The organism is Desulfobacula sp. (assembly GCF_030611305.1).
Taxonomy (GTDB): domain Bacteria; phylum Desulfobacterota; class Desulfobacteria; order Desulfobacterales; family Desulfobacteraceae; genus Desulfobacula.
The window spans coordinates 1-18,129 of record NZ_JAUWQB010000006.1 but is presented as its reverse complement, the minus strand read 5'-3'; the positions used below and the strand labels follow the sequence as shown (position 1 = coordinate 18,129).

Here is an 18,129-nt window from a genome sequence, read left to right as displayed (position 1 = left end):
CCTATCCTTTTTAATTTCTGCGGGTTCCAAAACAATCGATATAACTTTTATATTTTTAGCCATTTTTATGCAATAAAAATTATATTGATTAATAAAAATATCAAGGTTATAAAAGGAGGTTATTATTAAATAGAAGAAATAAAACAATAAGGCAAATAATTATTCATGCAGTTTGAACCTGTCATAGGTCTTGAAGTCCATGCACAGCTGAAAACAAAAACCAAAATTTTCTGCGGCTGCTCCACTGAATTTGGAAAACCCCCCAATGCCAACACCTGCCCGGTTTGTACGGGTATGCCGGGGGTTTTGCCTGTCCTGAACAGACAGGTTGTAACCTTTGCCATTAAGGCTGCTCTGGCCACCCATTGCAAAATAAACAAGGAAAGCCGGTTTGACAGGAAAAATTATTTCTACCCGGATCTTCCAAAGGGATATCAGATATCACAGTATGCACTTCCGATTGCAGAGCATGGATACCTTGGCATTGAAACATCCAGCCCAAAAAAAATAGGCATTACACGGATTCACATGGAAGAAGATGCAGGAAAACTGATCCATGATCCGGCCCGTGCCAGAAGCATGGTGGATTTAAACAGGACCGGGGTTCCCTTAATCGAGATTGTCAGCGAGCCCGACATTCGAACGCCAAAGGAAGCCGGCGTCTATTTAAGAAAACTGCATTCCATATTAAAATATATTGATGTGTGTGACGGCAACATGGAAGAAGGAAGTTTCAGGTGTGATGCCAATATATCCTTAAGGCCGGCAGGTCAAAAAGAATTTGGTACCAGGGCAGAACTTAAGAACCTCAACTCCTTTAAAAATGTTGAAAAAGCGATTTCTTACGAAATAGAACGCCAGACATATGTTTTAGAAGAAGGAAATCAGGTAATCCAGGAAACAAGGCTCTGGGATCCTTCCAAAAATAAAACAACTTCCATGCGCGGCAAGGAAGAAGCCCATGATTACCGGTATTTTCCTGATCCGGATCTGGTGCCGCTCATTTTGGATGACAAATGGATACAGGATGTTGAAAAAGACATGCCGGAACTTCCCGATGAAAAACGTTCAAGGTTTACTAAAGAATATAAACTTGCGGACTATGATGCCAAAGTTTTAACCTCATCCATTGAGCTTGCCAATTTTTTTGAAGAAACCGCCGCACCCCTTAAAGACAAAAAACTGGCGGCCAACTGGGTGATGACCACCCTGCTTGGCATGCTGAACAGCAAAGGAATAACCATCAGCGAATCCCCTGTTAAAGCACCGGCCTTTTCAAAACTCCTCCAGATGATTGAGGATAAAAAAATCAATGCCAGTGCTGCAAAAACAGTATTTGAAGAAATGGTTGAATCCTTGAAAAATCCGGAAAGCATTGTAAAGGAAAAAAGACTTGAGCAGGTATCGGATCAATCCGAACTTGAAACAATGGTTCAGGATGTCATCACTGAAAATCCAGATGAAGTGTTGGCATACAAAAACGGTAAAACCAAGCTTTTCAGCTTTTTCATGGGCCGGATCATGAAAAAAACCCGTGGCAAGGCTGATCCTAAAATCGTCACTCAATTATTAAAAAATAAACTAAAATAAACGGAGCTTATAGTGAACAATTTAAATATGTTAAAAAAACAAATACTTTTATTGTTAATCATTTTCATACTTACTCCCATAAGTTCCAGTATGGCAGATTCAAAAACCATGAAAATCATTGCCATTATCCCGTTTGAAACAAACTCACAGGGCGATATCTCTTATATCACATCAGGCGTTTTAAAGATGCTTCATTCAAGGCTGTCATGGAAAGGCAATGTGACTGTTGTTAAAACAGGTACTATAATAAAAGAATTGTCCGGCATAAATAAATCTTCTGAAAGTAAAACCATCATTAAACTTGGAGAAAAAACAACTGCCGATTATGTGATCACGGGCATAGTAACCCAGTTTTCAGGTGCGTATAGTATTGATATAAAAGTCTACAATTTAAAGGAAAAATCCTTTCTGACTTTTTACGGGCAATCGAAAACGATTAACAAGATTATCTCAGAAATCGATATTGCTGCGGCCAAAATCAATAAAAAAATATTTGATCGCGCGACTGTTTCCTATGAAAAATTTAAAAAAGAAAAAACTATCACTGAAGAGGATTTAAGGCGGATGAGTCCAGAACGGATGATGCCGGTCCGCCCCATAGGAGAAGATGAGGGAAAACCCTGGTGGAAAATATGGTAATTTGCCCTTTTTCACGCTTTTTTTACTAAAAACACCCCCAAAAGGCATTTTCTCATTGACACCTGCCTATGTTTGTGCTTTATCATGCAAAGCATTAATCTCAAAAGAAAGGGGGGATGCCTGGAAGTAAAGGCTCTTAACATTTTTTAAAGATTAGGCGTAATTTAACTTTTTTTATTGTATTTAAAAGGAGTACAATAAAAATTTGATTTAACTTTTTTTTAAAAGGAAAAAAAGATGAAAAAATTAGCATTAGTAATTGCGGTAGTTTTTATCGCAGCCTTTTTTGTTACTCCGGTAACAGCGTCAGATTTTTCTGCAGGCGGTCAATACCGTTTTGAAGCAGTCAGTGTTGACAACCCAAGAGACACTGACACCGGCGTTGAAAAAGAAACCTATTTTGATCAAAGAATGAGGGTTGCTTTCAGCTGGAAAGTGAATGACAATGTAAGTGCACAGCTTCGCGGTGATTTTGCAGAATTCCGATGGGGTGATGGTTACAGACCGGAAGCTGGTGGCGACACTCTCATGGTTGACCGTGCCTGGGTTAAAATCAACCAGGGCCCACTGACTTTAACTGTTGGTCAGCAGGGTGGAGACTGGGGTCTTGGAACGCTTTGGAGTGACCAGTTCCAGGGTATCCAGGCTGATTTTGCTTTCAATCCTGTAACCCTTAAGCTTCTCTATGTTAAAGAATCTGAAGGTGGTACAGACGGTAACGTACTTACAGATGAAGGCGACAATGATGATACTGACACTTATGGAGCAAGCCTTCTTTATGCCTGCGATGCTTTTTCAGGCGGACTTTCTTTTGCAACTACCAAGAATGGCGCCACCAATGATACCAAAACCGGGTATTCACTCCATGTTGTTGCTCCACTCTCTGATATGTTTACTTTGAGCGGTGCAGGAGAAATATTTAGTGGTGATGACGGCGAAGGAATAGATTATGCCGGAACTCAGCTTCACGCAGCTTTGGATGCAACTTTTTCTGACACCATTAAAGGTGGCGTAACCGTTATATGGGCTAACGACGTTGATTCCAATGAAAGCCAGTTAACTTCTATCGCAGATGATGCGGTTTTCAAGCCTCTTGATTATGACGGTGCTTTAGCATACAACAATGGTAATTTTGGTGGAAATACTGGTATATTTGACGTTAGCGGTGCTGGTTACGGTGTTACCGCTATTGTTGGTGATCTTCAAATTAATGTCACTGAAGCCGTGACTTTGTGGGCAAAACTTGGTTATGCAGAACCCAATGAAGATCATAACCTGAACAGCAAAGTTTATGCTGTTGCTAACATAGACTATGCCTGGATGCCAGCTGTAACGCTTTCCGGTGGTGTGGGGTATGTCGCTCCTGATTATGATGACACTACCAATGATGATGCTCTTATTGGTGCAACTGTCCAACTCAGCGTATCTTTCTAAGTAAAATTATTTATTTTTAATATAAATATTGCTTAAGATTAAATGGGGTTTGCTTTTCACAGAGCAAGCCCCATTTTTTATTTACCAACCTAAAGCCGGTTTCTTTTCCTTGGGCCCAGGGTGAAGGTCATTAGTTAGTGCCCCACTCCATGATTTTCAGCTTCCACAAGCTTTGATCTCCGACATGCGTATCCTTTGACTATCGGAAAGAAAACTATAAGCCGTGTTGGCAATAAAAAAACGGAGATTGCATGATTTCCAAATTCGAAACCTTGCTTCCTCCGCTTAAATTATTGAATTATATTACCTGACAGATCTATTCAATCGAGATCATAAGCGACAAGCAAACTCTTTGAATCACGGGAAAACATATTATTGCCTTTCTTGATCATGGTAACAAGCAATTCCATTTTCGAATCATTGTCATAATCGCCGATGTCAATGCTGGTAACCGGCCCTGAAAATTTTTTAGGTGCATTCTCAAACGACAACCCCATGTCATTCCAGTTAAGAATTTCAATACTTCCTTGTTTAAATACCCGGGTGTTTTTGAAAAGGTAATCAGACGCTTCCTTGTTTTTTATAACAAATAATTCAGCTTTCCCGTCAGAATCCATATCGTACATAATATTTTTGGGCTGCAAAAAATCATACTTATTATCATATAACCCATGAACAGTCTTGGGGTGCGCATAAAAAAGACTGCTGCCGCCATATCCCTTGTCGCTGGACCATTCAATATGTCCGGAATCATTAAAAACAACAAGCTGCCCCAACTCATCTGTGTACAAATACATTGCAGTGTCATTACTGAATGCTTTCCCGGTTGTCATACTCAATACAGAAAACCCTTTTTCCGGTACCCTCAGACGGGTTCCCTGAGTATATGAATTATTTTGCCAGTTGACTTTAAAGACCTTTTTGGGAGCCCATGGGCCTTTTTGGGTGTGTGCCTGGGCAAACAGTTCCAAATTGCCTTTAGCATCTTTTATCACTCTTAAGTACCAGGGATATGTTGTTTTTCCTTTTACATATTTGCTGCCATTATATTCAATAACGCAGGAGGCGACAGATTGATTCCTGTTGTTGATCCGGGTAATGAAAATTTCTGCATATCCGTTTTGATTAATATCTGCCACATCAACACCAACAAGACTCATGGCAACTGAATTGTCCTCAATTTTTTGGACCAGGCTGATCTTTCCGTTAAACCCATATTTAAAAATCTGGACGGTTCTGTCCTGAATAACAACGATTTCATTTTTTTTATCACCGTCAAGGTCTCCTGTGGCAACACCATTCAATGTACCATTAACAGATAAAAGAGTTTGAAATTTTTTGAGCGGGCTTACATACCCTTCCCCCTCCCCGGCATAAGCCCTTTGCATGGCCTTCTGAGATTGAAACTGGAGTGTTTCTCTTCCAAACACTTTATAATTAATTTCTTCTGCGATCTTATCGAGTTCCGGTATAACAGCACCTGCATCATTTCCCTGACGAAAAAAAGTAAGTGCCGGATTATCAGGTTTTATGTCAACCATATTCACATCAAGACTCATGCTGTTCCCAAAAAGGGTCAGGCTTCCGAAAAGCACATAATCTACATTTAGAAGATTGCCCAGTTCTTTTGCCTTTGATTCATTTACGCCCTTGATTATAGAAGAAAGATCAGCATTGCCAAGCTTATTCTCAAGATCTTCACGGGTCAGGACCTCGACCTCATCACCATAGGAGATCCGTGATGAAAACATGTCAAAAACACCCTTTTGCAAAAACTTCAGGTCCTGCTGGGCATTCATTACAAATGGAAGGACGGCCACCTTTTTTATTTCTTTGGAAAAACAGGGATTGCCTATTATCATACCCCACATCATCACGACAAAAGTGAAATATAATACCTTCCCAAAATTCTTTTTAGTTTTCAAAATCAAACTCCTTGTAATATAAATTTTTATTTATAACCCATCCCAGTTCCTCATACAACCCTTTTAAACAGCTTTTCTATTTGATTTTTGGTCCAGAAGATCATGATCGGGCGGCCATGTGGACAGTGACGGGGATTTTCGCATTGTTCAAGATCAGCTATCAGTTTCGCAATTTCAATCTGGCCAAGATTTAGATTTGCACGGATTGCCCCGTGACAGGCCATCAAAATCAGGCATTCATCAAGCCAGTCCTCTTTTGAAAATCCATGTTTTTTAACCAGAGCCGTTTCAAGGATTTCAACAATAATCGGCTTGATCTCTTTTTCATCAATAATGGCCGGCACCGCTTTTACAACAAAGGTTGTGTCTCCGAAGGGTTCAATAATCATGCCCAGCGCTTTTAGGTCATCCAGAATACTGGACAAAAGATCTGCTTCCTTAAAGTTTAATTCAAGGGTTTCCGGCACAGCAAGGTTCTGACTTTGAACTTTAAGAGACTGATACCGATGTTTAAGGTTTTCGTATACAATCCTTTCATGGGCAGCATGCTGATCCATCAGCATCAGGCTGTCTCTGGTTTCTGCAAGAATATACGTTCCCATGATCTGCCCGATGATTTTAATTCCGCCAGAGGCATATTTATGTGTTTGTGGAGCTTTTTGCTGCACTGCCTGTCCACTGACAGAACTTTTTTTATTTTCACCCGGACCTGTCGGCCAATCCATGGAAGATTGTTCAACCTTATCCATCTTATCCGGTTTAAATGCTTCATCTGAATATTCAAATTTTTCAATCATTTTTTTCTGGCTCATATCAAAACCGGTCTGTGCTTTTGAATAAACTGCTATGTTCTGCTGCTCTTGGAACAATGCATTTCCAATCGTTTCCGACACTACCTGATACACCCGTTGAGCGTTAAAAAACTTGATCTCCTTTTTAGACGGATGAACATTAACATCCACCTGGTCAAAGGCAATATCAATAAAAATGACAGCCAGAGGAAATTTACCCTTCATGATCCTGCCTTTGTACCCCTGGAAAATCGCCGAGATAAGTCCCCGGTCATACACAAGCCTGTTGTTCACAAACAAAAAAATCTTTGACGAGGTACTTCTTGTGACCACCGGGTTGGAACAATACCCGTGGATAGTGATAAAGGCGTTTGAAAACTCAAGTTTATACAATTTGTCGGCAACATCCCTTCCAAGGATACCGACAGATCTTTGGAACAGATCATCAGACGATGAAAAGCTTTTTTGCAGCTTATTGTTTAAAAACAGCCTGAACTGAATATGAGAATTTCCAAGGGCCATGCCGGATATGGCATCGGCAATATGGCTTGTTTCCGTATTATCGGATTTTAAAAACTTCTTTCGGGCCGGTGTGTTAAAAAAAAGATTTTTAACTTCCACCATGGTACCGACCGGAGCCCCGGCATCAGAAACATCCCGTACTTTCCCTCCTATGATATCAATCTTTGTTCCAATATCAGACTCTTTTGTCCGGGTCACAAGACTGAACTTTGAAACCGATGCAATGGATGGAAGTGCCTCTCCCCTGAATCCCATGGTTGAGATGGAAAAAAGATCCTCTTTTGTAAATATCTTGCTTGTGGCATATCTCTCTATGGATAAGAGCGCATCATCCCTTAAAAGCCCGGTGCCGTTATCAGAAACCCGTATTAAAGATTTTCCGCCTCTTACTGCCTCAATGGTAATACTGGTAGATCCGGCATCAATAGAGTTTTCAACCAGCTCTTTGACCACGGAGGATGGTCTTTGGACCACCTCCCCTGCTGCAATCTGGTTGGAAAGAATTTCAGGCAGAATTCTGATGGTCGTCATTTTTTACAAACCTTAATAGAAACTGGGAATCTTTCGGGCTTAAATCAAATTGGAAGCTGGCTTCATCCACCAGTTTGGCCAGATTGATATCAAAATTTTGTTTTCTCTTATCAGATATCCATTTAACCGCCTTTTTTAATTTGTCCCCCTGGGGTTGCATAGTTGACATATCTCATCTCCTTTATATTTAAAGATCTGGAAACTTTTTCTCCAATAGGATTGTTTTTTCAAACCCATACCCTGCCCTTAAAAGAGCCATCTCATCAAACCTGTTCGCCATCATCTGAATACCAATGGGAAGCCCTTTTGAAGAATATCCCGCAGGAACGGATATTCCGGGAATACCGGCCATATTGGCGGAAAGCGTGAAAATGTCTGTTAAATACATGGTTAAGGGATCATCAATATTCTCACCAATTTTAAACGCAGGGGCAGGCGCCACAGGAGACAGGATGAAATCACAGGCCTTAAAGGCGTTTGAAAAATCCTCCATAATAAGTGTTCGAACCTGTGATGCCCGTCCATAATAGGCATCATAGTAGCCGGCTGAAAGTGCATATGTTCCGATAAGAATTCTTCTCTGGACTTCCGGGCCAAACCCTTTTGATTTGGTTTTTTTGTACATATCAATAAGGTCTTCACAAGATTTTCCCCTGAAACCGTATCTCACACCATCAAATCTGGCAAGATTGGAACTGGCTTCACAGGGAGCGATAATATAATAGGCTGCTACAACATACTCTGTGTGCGGTAAAGAGATCTCTTTTACTTGAACACCCAGATCTTCCAGAATCTTTTTTGCCTCTTTAAAGACTTTTTCAACTTCAGGATCAATCCCGTCAACCGACATGTATTCTTTTGGAATCCCTGCTGTCATTCCTTTTAAAGACCCTTTTTTGAACTGATCAAAGGCGTGAGTGAAATCAGGCACATCAACCGCTGCACTGGTTGAATCCATTTTATCATTTCCCGATATGATGTTCAGTAATAGTGCAGCATCCTTAACATCTTTTGTGATCGGCCCAATCTGATCAAGAGAAGAGCCATATGAAACCAGACCAAACCTGGATACCCTGCCATAGGTCGGCTTAAGCCCCACAACACCACAATGGGATGCCGGCTGGCGAATTGAACCACCCGTATCAGTTCCAAGGGCGGCGCAGCAAAACTGTGCGGCCACAGCAGCAGCAGATCCCCCACTGGAACCACCGGGCACATATTCCTTATTCCAGGGGTTTGTTGTGATTTTATAGGAAGAATTTTCAGTGGAAGATCCCATGGCAAACTCATCCATATTGGTTTTGCCGATAATGACGGCACCATTTCCCTTTAGCTTTGAAACAACAGTTCCATCGTATTGCGGTATAAAATTATCGAGAATCTTTGATCCACAGGTAGTTTTTATTCCCCTGGTGCACAAGAGATCTTTTAATGCAATGGGCACACCGGTCAAGGCTGATATCTTGTCATCGGCAATATCCTGATCCGCCCTTTTTGCCTGTTCCAGGGCCAGATCTTTGTCAACCGTTATAAAAGCACCCATTTTATCATCATATTTTTCAATCCGATCCAGCAATGCATTTGTCAGCTCAAAAGAAGAGATTTGATGCCCCAAAAGCAATTTTTGGGCACTGGCTATGGTAAGTTCACAAAATTCCATTTAATATTATCCTTATTTCACAATTCTTGGAACTATATAGAAATCTTCATCTCTCTGCGGTGCATTGGCAAGCGTAACATCAGGGCCTGGCGATACTTTCAATTCATCATCTCTCAATACATTGTTCATAAAAGCAGCTCCTGAAAAAAGCTTGACACCCTCGACATCAACATCCTTGAGCTTATCAATATATTGCAAAATATGGCTCAGCTGCTCCGCCATTTTCTCTTTTTGCGACACATCAATCTCCAGTCGGGCAAGATGGGCAATCTTTGTGACTTCATCTGTTGATATCTTCATTTTTATCCCTTTTAATAATCATTGAATTTATCCTGGCTTTATCCAACTTTTCTTTAAGTTTTTTTGCCTCATCACGGGTTACAAAGGAACCGGTTCTGATTCTGTACCAGGTCACACCCTCTTTCTGGCCTTTTATCCTGTAGGAAGAGAATCCTTTTTTTTCAAGCATTGCCATATGAGAAACTGCATCTCTAAAATTTTTATAGGCTGCGATTTGAATCGTGTATTCTCCTTGTTTTATTTTTGAGGCTTTACTTGTTTTTAATGTTTCGCTAATTTTAATATCTGTCTCTGCCTTGTTTGCTTTTGGTTTAAAGGTCTGTTTTTTTCTGCTTGTCTTCAGCGGGATCATGTTCTTTGTAACAATTATTTCTTTTTTGGGAATAATTTCCAATGGTTTCTTTTGGGGAGGCACGCTTTCTTCAGGCACAGGATGATCAAGGACATCGTAAAATTTTAAATCAATTTTTTTCTGAGTACCTTTTTTTTCTCCGAATTCACTGGCAATGATCTCGAGTCTTTTTTGAAATTTCTGGGTATCAAACTTCACAGGAGAAGACCCTCGTCCAACCATGATGCCCAGTAAAAACATCCAGCCGGCAATAAATATGTAAATTAAATATTTTAAAATCCCCTTAAAGGATATCATTTTTACATTCTTTCAGGTGCTGTAACCCCAAGAAGTGTCAAGGCGTTTCTAATGACTTTCTTCACTCCCAGAACAAGGCTTAATCGGGCCAACGTCTGTTCTTGATCGTCTGTAATGACCTTGTGTTTATTATAATAGCTATGGAATGCAGACGCAAGACTCATCAGGTATGTAAAAATCACATGAGGATGCAATGTTTGAGCGCTCTTTTCCACATTCTCTTTAAACGCATTCAATATTTTTATGAGATTAATTTCTTCCACCGCATTCAGCAAATGAATATTTTTCCCCTTATTAAAATCAATGTCTTGAATAATATTTTCCTGTTTTGCCTTTAAAAGAATACCGGTTATTCTTGCATGAACATATTGAACATAATAGACGGGGTTGTCAGAATTTTTCTGTTTGGCAAGCTCAAGATCAAAATCAAGGCCGGAATCATAACTGCGGCTTAAAAACATAAACCTTGCAGCATCTTTTCCCACTTCATCAACAATATTTTTTAATGTGACAAAATCACCGGCCCTTTTGGACATCTGGAAAGGCTTGCCCCCGCGAAGCAGGTTAACCAGTTGAACCAATATGACTTCAAATTGTTCGCTTTTTCTGCCCGATGCAACAACAGATGCGTCAATTCTTTTAATATATCCATGGTGATCTGCTCCCCAGACATCAATGACCCTGTCAAATCCCCGTTCATATTTCTCCATATGATAGGCAATATCTGAAGCAAAATATGTTGTCAGGCCGTTATTTCTGACGACCACCCTGTTTTTCTCATCACCAAAATCCTGTGCCCTGAACCAGAGTGCGCCATCCTCTTTATAAATCAGATCTTTTGTTTTAAAGTCATCAATGGCTTTTTGAACTCTTCCTGCATCATACAGGCTTTGCTCACTGAACCATTGATCAAACGTGATGCCAAAATCTGACAGGTCTTCTTTTATGCCTTTAAGAATTTTCTTTGCTGCAAATTTTGCACAATAGGCAATGGCTTCGTCCTCATCTTTTTGGATAAACTTGTCACCCTCTTTTTCATGGATCTCACTGGCCAGATCTATGATATAGTCACCCTTATAACAGTCCTCAGGAAACTCGACTTCTTTCCCTGACTTTTGCAGCAGCCTTACCCAGACAGATGTACCAAGGGTTCTTATCTGGCGACCCGAATCATTAATATAATACTCTTTTTGAACATCAAACCCTGCAAAACAAAGAATGTTTCCCACAGAATCCCCTACAGCTGCACCCCTTCCATGCCCTACGTGCAAGGGTCCTGTAGGATTGGCACTGACAAATTCCACCTGCACTTTTTCATTCTTACCAATGTCAGAAGCACCATATCTTTTATCCTGTTCAAAAATCTGATCAATCACTGGATACCATGCTTTGTTTGAAAGAAAAAAGTTGATAAATCCAGGACCGGCTATCTCAACCTTTTCAATCAAACTTCCGGTTTCAATTAAGGATACCAGGATTTCGGCAATTTTCCGTGGTGCCATTTTCTGAACAGCGGCTGAAACCATTGCAAAGTTTGTGGAAAAATCTCCATGGGCTTGATGTCGGGGTTCTTCTATCTCCATTTCAGGGATCTGCTCTGACACCAACGCACCATTTTCAAAGGCTTTTTGAGCAGCATCAAGAACAATTCTTTTAATTGTATGTTTCATCATCAACTCTAATTTTCATGTTCAGAAGTATCTTCAGGGGTAAATTTCGGGGTATCATCTTTGGAATCTATTTCCTTAATCTCATCTTCGTCGGTGGTCCCATCTTCCTCCAGTATTTTATCAAGCTCTACATCTTCATCTTCCAGCTGGAATTCTTCCTCTTTGGGAAAAGCTTCTACATCATCATATTCAATGGTGATCTTTTCTTCTGCCTTGTTTCTAAAAAATTCCATGGTATTCTCAAACAGCTTCTCACAAAGATATGAAGCGGGGAAAAAGGTTCGCCTTCTCATCAATCTGGAAAAAGCCTGGGCGCCTTCTTCAGAAGCCTTTGTCATCTCTTCAAGATTATACTCTTCTTCATGGAGCAGTATGACGACACCGGGATCCACTTCACTGAATTCCAGAATTGTGAGTTTTTCGCCTTTAATGTTTTTCTCAAATCTTATTTTCTGCCTCATCTATTATCTCCTGTTAATTTGGTTAACTTAAAATCTCTTAACTATAGCGCAACTATCCTCCCTGTCAATGATAAGATGATTTTACCAAATTTTAATTTTGTCACTTAAGTATTGACCTGTTTTTAACAAAATGATATAAGATTTGGGTCAATTTCGGAGGAGTGGCCGAGCGGCTGAAGGCGGCGGTCTTGAAAACCGTTAAGTGTCAAAGCTTCGTGGGTTCGAATCCTACCTCCTCCGCCACAATACAACATGCGGAGAAATGGCCGAGTGGCTGAAGGCGCTCGCCTGCTAAGCGAGTAAGGGTGTTGTTACCCTTCTAGAGTTCGAATCTCTATTTCTCCGCCACCAACAAACATCTTAGGAATTTTAAGCAACCGCTTTCAATTCCTTTTTTTGTTTCAGTGGTGTCAAAAATGGTGTCAAAAAAATTTCGACCCTCTAAAATCTCCTCAACTTTTTGAATAAAAAATAGTTCATAATTTTGTTACTACAGCCAAATTGTTCACGTCATCATGATGAATTCGAGGCTATGCCCGAAGTCATGAGGACGTGAACAATATTATGTTTGTCCAGGTTTTCAAAACCTGGCCCCCGGAGGGATCTATTAATAAAAAAGATTATAATTATAAATTTTCCCCTGAACCCGCCTTCTCTAAAAATGAAGGGAGCCAGGGGTCAAGAAAATAAAACGGAGTGTCTGAATTTTTTTACCCTTTAAAAAAATTTAGAAACCATTTTTTTTCTTGATGCCTGGATCATCTCATTTCAAGCTAAGCGGGTTTTCAGGGGAAAAACACAAATAATATAATTTTTTAAAATAAGTGTTGACAAGTAGCGTAAACTTTGAGAATTTACAGTAAATATTAAAAATTTACAAAAGGAGGCGCTATGGATAACACAACTAAAAAAATAATGGTTTCGATTTGGCTTGATCCTAAAATAATCCGTTTAATAGATAATCTTGCGAAAAGAGGCCACATAACAAGAAGTGAGGCTATTCACAACCTTATTGAAGTTGGATATGACGAACTCAATTTACAAAAAAATATCGGTTTAGTTAAGCTCACCCTGCTTCTTAGGCAATTCAAACAATCAGTACGACCAGTTATAAATGAAGCCGAGAAGCGAATAGTTGTTGATGGAGAACATCCAAAAAAAGGCAGTGTTTCCATAAGGCTGAATACTGATTTAGCAATTAAAATTGATCATCTTGCAAACAGAATTGACTTAACTCGCAAGAGCTTTATTGAATATGTTTTAGAATTTCAAATTCGTACTCTCAAGGTAGCTTTAAGTATTCCAGGATTTATTGAGGGTATACGTTCTATACGAGATTTAAATGAAGCCATACGTAAAAACTGGAAAAAAACTTTTTCAAAAACCCAAAAAGTATTGGAAGATAAAATTATTGAGTTAAATGGAGATTCAGAGAATGGCTCTGAATAAAAAAAAGGCCAAGCACCCCGTCTCGGGAAAGTCTGAGTGCTTGACCTATAACCCTGAGAGTTCAAAGAACACTCAACAGCTAATCTTACCAGCCCACTGCCTGAGTGTCAACGAACTCTCCAAAATAAGGAGACGTTTCAATGACAAAATTAAACAAAAAGAATCAAAGTCCAATCACCCGATCTTGTAGCAATTCTAAAAGGGTGCGAACTACTACCAGCCACCCTGCAAAGATAAATCTGAAGGTTGATTATAGTGTGAAAGTATTAGCCTCCAATGTTGACACATTAGTCATTACTCTTGATACCATAATGGAAAATGCGCCGACTTTTTTTTCTATTTTAGCAGAAGCAAAGGCTTTAGCTCGATTGAACAAAAAAGATGTACCAGTTTCTTTCAAGCTGGATAAAATCAATAATGAATATATCTTCGATGTTAAAGCCACCGGTGCAAACGGCCGTGAATGGATCATTTGGAATAAAGAATATTCCTTAGCAATCGCTAATTCAACCACAACTCAAGCAATGCCAAATATAATAGTTACTATTCGCTCAGAAACTCTTTGGAGAAAAGGTCTCTATAACGCAATTCAATTTATTCTTAATTTTTTACATCAAGTCGGTGCTAAAATTCAAAAAGCAAGGATCAGTCGCCTTGACTTATGTGTTGATGCATTATTCTCTGATTCTCTATGGTCTACCAAAATCTTAGACTATGCTGTTAGGAGAGCAACTACCGATGATGTGCGCCTTGATAATGTTTGTATCCATAGAAGTCATAAAAAACTTACGGGCATTGACATTGGAAAAAACAAAATGAAGGTCAGATTCTACGACAAAGTATTAGAAATTATTCAAAAGTCCAATAAAACTTGGCTTTTCGATATTTGGAATTTATCAGAAGTTCCAAAAGGATTCAAAGTTATAAGAACGGAATTTCAATTAAGGCGAGAAATCCTGAAAGAAATTGGTATTGATTCAATTGATGATCTTTTTAGCTTTATCGATAATGCTTGGGCATACTGTACCGTTAAATGGTTAAAATTCCAAAGTCATCCAGAAAAACAGTCGCATCAAAGGAAAACACTTCCCTGGTGGGAGAAAATTCAAAACGGTTTTAATAACTGCCCTGTAGGGAACCCATTAATAAGGGCAAAGGCTGCAAATGCCGATAAAACAAGACTTTCCCAACAGATTTTAGGATTAATGTCCTCATTTGCAGCTTTAGAATTAGAAACAGGATGCGAGATAGCACCTGAAGATATCAACCTGCTTAATACCTTTGAATCATTTAGGAATCACCTATACATTAACAATTTAGTTGATATTGAATTCTCAAAACGTGTTGAAAAGAAAAAAGCAAAATTTCAACGAATCAATAACAAATATGTAGAATCACTTGAAAAAAGAAAAGAGCTTGGTTTGTTACCGGATAATGCTGCATAGGAGAAATTGAAATGAACTCATCCAACGACATCGTTAACATCGAAGGTTTATCAAAAATTCTCTATTGTTCTACTGCAACCATTAAAAAAACCTGGAGAGAATATCCTCACATATTTATTGGTCTTGGTCGTACAGCAAAATCAGCTAGATTCTTCGTTAATGATGTCTTGGATTACCTAAAAGAAAGGGATTATCAAAATGGCATATCAAGACCCAAAAACAAAAGCATGGATTGGAGATTCGAGAGTCACCGGATGCCCAAGAGAAAAGAAAAGAGGGTTCAAAACCAAAAGAGAAGCAAAGACATGGGAGAATACCAGGAGAGAAAACCTACTGAACCCGGAACCCGATCAGATCCAATTGAAAACTTCAGAAGCGAGTTTGCGCTACCTTGAACATTGCAAAAGAAGGGGCTTCAAACTCAATACATATCGATACAAAGTCAATATTTACAAATCTATGATCCGTTTTTGGGAGCAAGATCCGGATATCAATGCTGTTGATTCTATAATGATAGAAGAATATCTTGATTATATATTTGATTCATCCAGTGGGAAAAAAGCAAATCGTTACAAACGCGAAATTAAATCTCTTTTTAATTATCTTCGAAATAGACACATGATTGCCAATGATCCAACTTCCCCGATTGATGATTATAAAGAAAAACCATTCAAGAAATATGTTCCCCCGGCAAAAGACATTCAAGCCATCATTGATATAGCCAATGAATTTGAATCTGATATTATTCGGACAACATACCACACGGCAGCAAGGTCAGGCGAATTACGACAACTTTCCTTTGATGATGTTGATTTAAAGGATAATGCTTTAACGCTTTGGACACGAAAACGGAAAAGCGGCACTTATGAAGCAGACACAATTGATATGAGTAAATCTTTAAGGAATATTTTACAAAAAAGAATAAAAGGCTGCACAAAAGATTGCCCTTGGCTATTCCCAAGCCAGAAAGGCAAACTGCTTTCTAAATACACCATTGATAATATTTTGCCCAGACTTTGCAAAAAAGCTAATGTAAAATCCTTTGGGCTTCATGCTATTCGGCACCATATAGCGGTACAACTCGCATATAAAAATTGGCCTTTGATAAAAATTCAAAAATTCCTGAGACATAAAAGGGCAACCACAACGGATATCTATCTTCGGTCATTGGTTAAAATCAAAACTGATGGGGCATCTATTCTTGATGAATTAGAGCAAAGTATGAAGCAAATTTATCCAACTGATCCCTAATTTTCTTGTTAACGGTGTCAACCGTGCTAATTCAATTTTCTATATTATTGACTTGAATATGAAAGAATGGATTTGGTTAAGATTGTCAGCAAATAAAATTTAACGCTCCAATCACCGGCGCGACGTTAGGAGCGTCCGGCGACCAAAGGGAGCGAAGTTGATTGGTTTGTTATGCATTTTTTACTATAGTCGCAAGAACGTCATTCTTGTACTTCTGAAAGTGACTTTGACCATATGCATGATTAATATACTTTGGGTGATAAAAAGAATTCTTCGAGAATTCGCTGTTATAAATACTTCTTACCACATCAGAAGACTTGCTAAATATATTCATTGCCACATTACGAAGCACATCGTTTCCTAACACCACATCACTAAAACCAAAGTATGTGGGCTTGTCATTGAAATATTTGTAAACATTGTAAGAAAACAAAAGATCTGATTCAACGCCAATTTGTGCAACAGCCTCTTTAAGGTTTTGATTCTTTATATTGAATGTATTGAATAGCTGTATTACCCCGTTGAGCGTTATATTTTGACCGATATACCAACCGTTAAATATCTTCTCTACAAACCTCATTGTTGAGTCCGGTGAAAACTCATGCCAGTTTTTTGATTGAAAATTATCTCCCACCCGATACTTCTCATAAAATGCAGACACTAAAGCTAAAATATCATTAGAAGCAGCAGTCATAGGCTCCGCACTGCCAGGATTAGCAAGCACTACACTTCCTATAAGATCCCAACTATCCCCAAACTGAAGAAGTGTATTCCTCCTATACAGCAATCCATCTTCTTCAAAATACTCAGCAAATGCCTTCAATGGTTATTTCCTACCCTGTGATGCATAACGTCGGCCATAAGCGGTGGGCCGCCACAGCTTGATTTACTAAAAGTGCTATTCCTAATTACCGCCAGCGTTGATCCCATCCGCCTTCATGGCCTGGTTAGGAGTAAGTATCTGGATGATATAGTCTTTGATCTTGAATAATTGTAAATAGCCGCCTATTTGCTTAATGTCGAATGGTTTATCGGCTAGCTCCCTTAAATCTAGTTGCAGAGAAATATCCGTAAGCTTTATTTCTATTTGGCGGCGGTATTTGCCTCGAACTTCCCAACAGGGTGCGAGCACGTTATGGGCGAATGAACACCTGCTCATGTAGATAAGAATTCTGAGCTGGCCGAAGGAATCTTGTGCAGAAGGGTCATTCTTTTTGCCAGCTTCACCTAGTGCAGTATCAAAAGCTAAAAAGAGATCACCAACAGACCTTAGAATAGCGTTCTCAGCACCAAGATAAATGTCATTAATGCTGTTAAATTGGTCGTCCGGCAAACAAATGCAACCATCTGGGTCATCTGGGTCATCAACAGAATGAAAATGATCAAAATCAACCTTATTTGTGGGCAGATGTTTTTGTAAGAAGGAGGAAAGCTTAATTGCCCAACTAAGTTGAAGGAAAGCTTGCTGAACTTGCTCTAACGGAGACATATCATATTGCTCCTAACTAATTAATGTGTGGTTCTGTGTATCTTGTAAATTTGAATGATATCCAACCAGATAAGCGAAAAATCTGGATTTAGAATTTTGTAGCAACATTTCTAATGCCTGTAAAGATATTTCTAAAATCAACTTTAGAGGAATAAAGTTGAACGATTTACTTTTTGCCTAAAGAAGGGTGTTGAAACCATTCAAAATATAGCAGAAATATAATATCCCTATTAAATTTCACCCAATTTTTCAATTTTTTTTTGCTCATATCGTTTGCTATTTCACCTGATTTTGTTTTTAGCCTTTTAAAATCTCATATTAGA

Annotated in this window: 16 protein-coding genes, 2 tRNA genes and 1 pseudogene; 9 read left to right on the top strand and 10 right to left on the bottom strand. The window is 39.1% G+C overall.

The genetic code is table 11. The features are described 5' to 3' along the window. Positions 1-165 precede the first annotated feature (165 nt). The 3 genes from gatB (at position 166) to QAI40_RS01945 (ending at position 3,663) form a co-directional block, all read left to right on the top strand. On the top strand, positions 166-1,590 hold the full coding sequence (gene gatB, locus QAI40_RS01955; RefSeq protein ID WP_299977095.1) for an Asp-tRNA(Asn)/Glu-tRNA(Gln) amidotransferase subunit GatB: 1,425 nt from the start codon (positions 166-168) through the stop codon (positions 1,588-1,590). Between the two features lie 12 nt (positions 1,591-1,602). Further along, positions 1,603-2,229: a hypothetical protein gene (locus QAI40_RS01950; RefSeq protein WP_299977090.1), complete on the top strand. Its 627-nt coding sequence runs from the start codon at positions 1,603-1,605 to the stop codon at positions 2,227-2,229. Between the two features lie 237 nt (positions 2,230-2,466). Continuing rightward, positions 2,467-3,663, top strand: a complete 1,197-nt coding sequence (locus QAI40_RS01945) for a hypothetical protein (RefSeq protein ID WP_299977087.1) — start codon at positions 2,467-2,469, stop codon at positions 3,661-3,663. A 320-nt stretch (positions 3,664-3,983) separates the two neighbouring features. Here the strand turns inward: QAI40_RS01945 and QAI40_RS01940 are convergent, their stop codons facing one another. From QAI40_RS01940 to QAI40_RS01905, 8 genes are read right to left on the bottom strand one after another with little or no spacing between them, the layout of a single operon-like run. Further along, complete coding sequence (locus QAI40_RS01940; protein ID WP_299977084.1) at positions 3,984-5,588, bottom strand: FG-GAP-like repeat-containing protein; 1,605 nt, start codon at positions 5,586-5,588, stop codon at positions 3,984-3,986. Between the two features lie 50 nt (positions 5,589-5,638). Next, a complete protein-coding gene (gene mutL, locus QAI40_RS01935; RefSeq protein ID WP_299977081.1) occupies positions 5,639-7,432 on the bottom strand; it encodes a DNA mismatch repair endonuclease MutL in 1,794 nt (597 codons plus the stop codon). Next, positions 7,407-7,601, bottom strand: a complete 195-nt coding sequence (locus QAI40_RS01930) for a hypothetical protein (protein ID WP_299977078.1) — start codon at positions 7,599-7,601, stop codon at positions 7,407-7,409. Before QAI40_RS01930 ends, mutL begins: the two co-directional genes overlap by 26 nt. A gap of 18 nt (positions 7,602-7,619) precedes the next feature. Beyond that, complete coding sequence (gene gatA / locus QAI40_RS01925; protein ID WP_299977075.1) at positions 7,620-9,092, bottom strand: Asp-tRNA(Asn)/Glu-tRNA(Gln) amidotransferase subunit GatA; 1,473 nt, start codon at positions 9,090-9,092, stop codon at positions 7,620-7,622. 12 nt (positions 9,093-9,104) lie between these two features. After that, positions 9,105-9,392 carry an Asp-tRNA(Asn)/Glu-tRNA(Gln) amidotransferase subunit GatC gene (gatC, locus tag QAI40_RS01920; protein WP_299977072.1) on the bottom strand — a complete coding sequence of 96 codons (288 nt, stop codon included), beginning with the start codon at positions 9,390-9,392 and terminating at the stop codon, positions 9,105-9,107. Continuing rightward, positions 9,373-10,041 carry an SPOR domain-containing protein gene (locus QAI40_RS01915; RefSeq protein ID WP_299977069.1) on the bottom strand — a complete coding sequence of 223 codons (669 nt, stop codon included), beginning with the start codon at positions 10,039-10,041 and terminating at the stop codon, positions 9,373-9,375. Before QAI40_RS01915 ends, gatC begins: the two co-directional genes overlap by 20 nt. 2 nt (positions 10,042-10,043) lie before the next feature. Continuing rightward, the gene (gene argS / locus QAI40_RS01910) at positions 10,044-11,711 is read right to left on the bottom strand and encodes an arginine--tRNA ligase (RefSeq protein ID WP_299977066.1); all 1,668 of its coding nucleotides are present in this window, start codon (positions 11,709-11,711) and stop codon (positions 10,044-10,046) included. 8 nt (positions 11,712-11,719) lie between these two features. Next, complete coding sequence (locus QAI40_RS01905) at positions 11,720-12,172, bottom strand: hypothetical protein (RefSeq protein ID WP_299977063.1); 453 nt, start codon at positions 12,170-12,172, stop codon at positions 11,720-11,722. A gap of 155 nt (positions 12,173-12,327) precedes the next feature. Between QAI40_RS01905 and QAI40_RS01900 the strand changes: the two genes are divergently transcribed. From QAI40_RS01900 to QAI40_RS01875, 6 genes and pseudogenes are all read left to right on the top strand, one after another. Further along, positions 12,328-12,415: transfer RNA gene (locus QAI40_RS01900), tRNA-Ser, on the top strand. Between the two features lie 13 nt (positions 12,416-12,428). Continuing rightward, a tRNA-Ser gene (locus QAI40_RS01895) sits at positions 12,429-12,520 on the top strand. 543 nt (positions 12,521-13,063) lie between these two features. Then, the gene (locus QAI40_RS01890; RefSeq protein WP_299977060.1) at positions 13,064-13,621 is read left to right on the top strand and encodes a ribbon-helix-helix protein, CopG family; all 558 of its coding nucleotides are present in this window, start codon (positions 13,064-13,066) and stop codon (positions 13,619-13,621) included. A gap of 140 nt (positions 13,622-13,761) precedes the next feature. Beyond that, positions 13,762-15,066 carry a hypothetical protein gene (locus QAI40_RS01885; protein ID WP_299977057.1) on the top strand — a complete coding sequence of 435 codons (1,305 nt, stop codon included), beginning with the start codon at positions 13,762-13,764 and terminating at the stop codon, positions 15,064-15,066. 198 nt (positions 15,067-15,264) lie between these two features. Further along, positions 15,265-15,360 (top strand): annotated as a pseudogene (locus QAI40_RS17135) (hypothetical protein); the annotation flags it as partial. Between the two features lie 165 nt (positions 15,361-15,525). Further along, positions 15,526-16,317 carry a tyrosine-type recombinase/integrase gene (locus QAI40_RS01875; RefSeq protein WP_299977051.1) on the top strand — a complete coding sequence of 264 codons (792 nt, stop codon included), beginning with the start codon at positions 15,526-15,528 and terminating at the stop codon, positions 16,315-16,317. Between the two features lie 169 nt (positions 16,318-16,486). Here the strand turns inward: QAI40_RS01875 and QAI40_RS01870 are convergent, their stop codons facing one another. Together QAI40_RS01870 and QAI40_RS01865 are read right to left on the bottom strand one after the other, a co-directional pair. Beyond that, positions 16,487-17,140, bottom strand: coding sequence for a hypothetical protein (locus QAI40_RS01870; protein ID WP_299977048.1), 654 nt, complete (start codon positions 17,138-17,140; stop codon positions 16,487-16,489). Between the two features lie 81 nt (positions 17,141-17,221). Then, positions 17,222-17,806 carry a hypothetical protein gene (locus QAI40_RS01865; RefSeq protein ID WP_299977045.1) on the bottom strand — a complete coding sequence of 195 codons (585 nt, stop codon included), beginning with the start codon at positions 17,804-17,806 and terminating at the stop codon, positions 17,222-17,224. Between the last annotated feature and the right edge of the window lie 323 nt (positions 17,807-18,129).

What these genes read in the sequence shown, in the direction of transcription:
- QAI40_RS01885 (WP_299977057.1), top strand. Translation starts at nt 13,762, where the DNA reads ATGACAAAATTAAACAAAAAGAATCAAAGTCCAATCACCCGATCTTGT.
- QAI40_RS01905 (WP_299977063.1), bottom strand. Translation starts at nt 12,172, where the DNA reads ATGAGGCAGAAAATAAGATTTGAGAAAAACATTAAAGGCGAAAAACTC.
- QAI40_RS01930 (WP_299977078.1), bottom strand. Translation starts at nt 7,601, where the DNA reads ATGTCAACTATGCAACCCCAGGGGGACAAATTAAAAAAGGCGGTTAAA.
- gatA (WP_299977075.1), bottom strand. Translation starts at nt 9,092, where the DNA reads ATGGAATTTTGTGAACTTACCATAGCCAGTGCCCAAAAATTGCTTTTG.
- QAI40_RS01875 (WP_299977051.1), top strand. Translation starts at nt 15,526, where the DNA reads ATGATCCGTTTTTGGGAGCAAGATCCGGATATCAATGCTGTTGATTCT.
- QAI40_RS01915 (WP_299977069.1), bottom strand. Translation starts at nt 10,041, where the DNA reads ATGATATCCTTTAAGGGGATTTTAAAATATTTAATTTACATATTTATT.
- gatC (WP_299977072.1), bottom strand. Translation starts at nt 9,392, where the DNA reads ATGAAGATATCAACAGATGAAGTCACAAAGATTGCCCATCTTGCCCGA.
- mutL (WP_299977081.1), bottom strand. Translation starts at nt 7,432, where the DNA reads ATGACGACCATCAGAATTCTGCCTGAAATTCTTTCCAACCAGATTGCA.
- QAI40_RS01945 (WP_299977087.1), top strand. Translation starts at nt 2,467, where the DNA reads ATGAAAAAATTAGCATTAGTAATTGCGGTAGTTTTTATCGCAGCCTTT.
- QAI40_RS01865 (WP_299977045.1), bottom strand. Translation starts at nt 17,806, where the DNA reads ATGTCTCCGTTAGAGCAAGTTCAGCAAGCTTTCCTTCAACTTAGTTGG.
- argS (WP_299977066.1), bottom strand. Translation starts at nt 11,711, where the DNA reads ATGAAACATACAATTAAAAGAATTGTTCTTGATGCTGCTCAAAAAGCC.
- QAI40_RS01890 (WP_299977060.1), top strand. Translation starts at nt 13,064, where the DNA reads ATGGATAACACAACTAAAAAAATAATGGTTTCGATTTGGCTTGATCCT.
- gatB (WP_299977095.1), top strand. Translation starts at nt 166, where the DNA reads ATGCAGTTTGAACCTGTCATAGGTCTTGAAGTCCATGCACAGCTGAAA.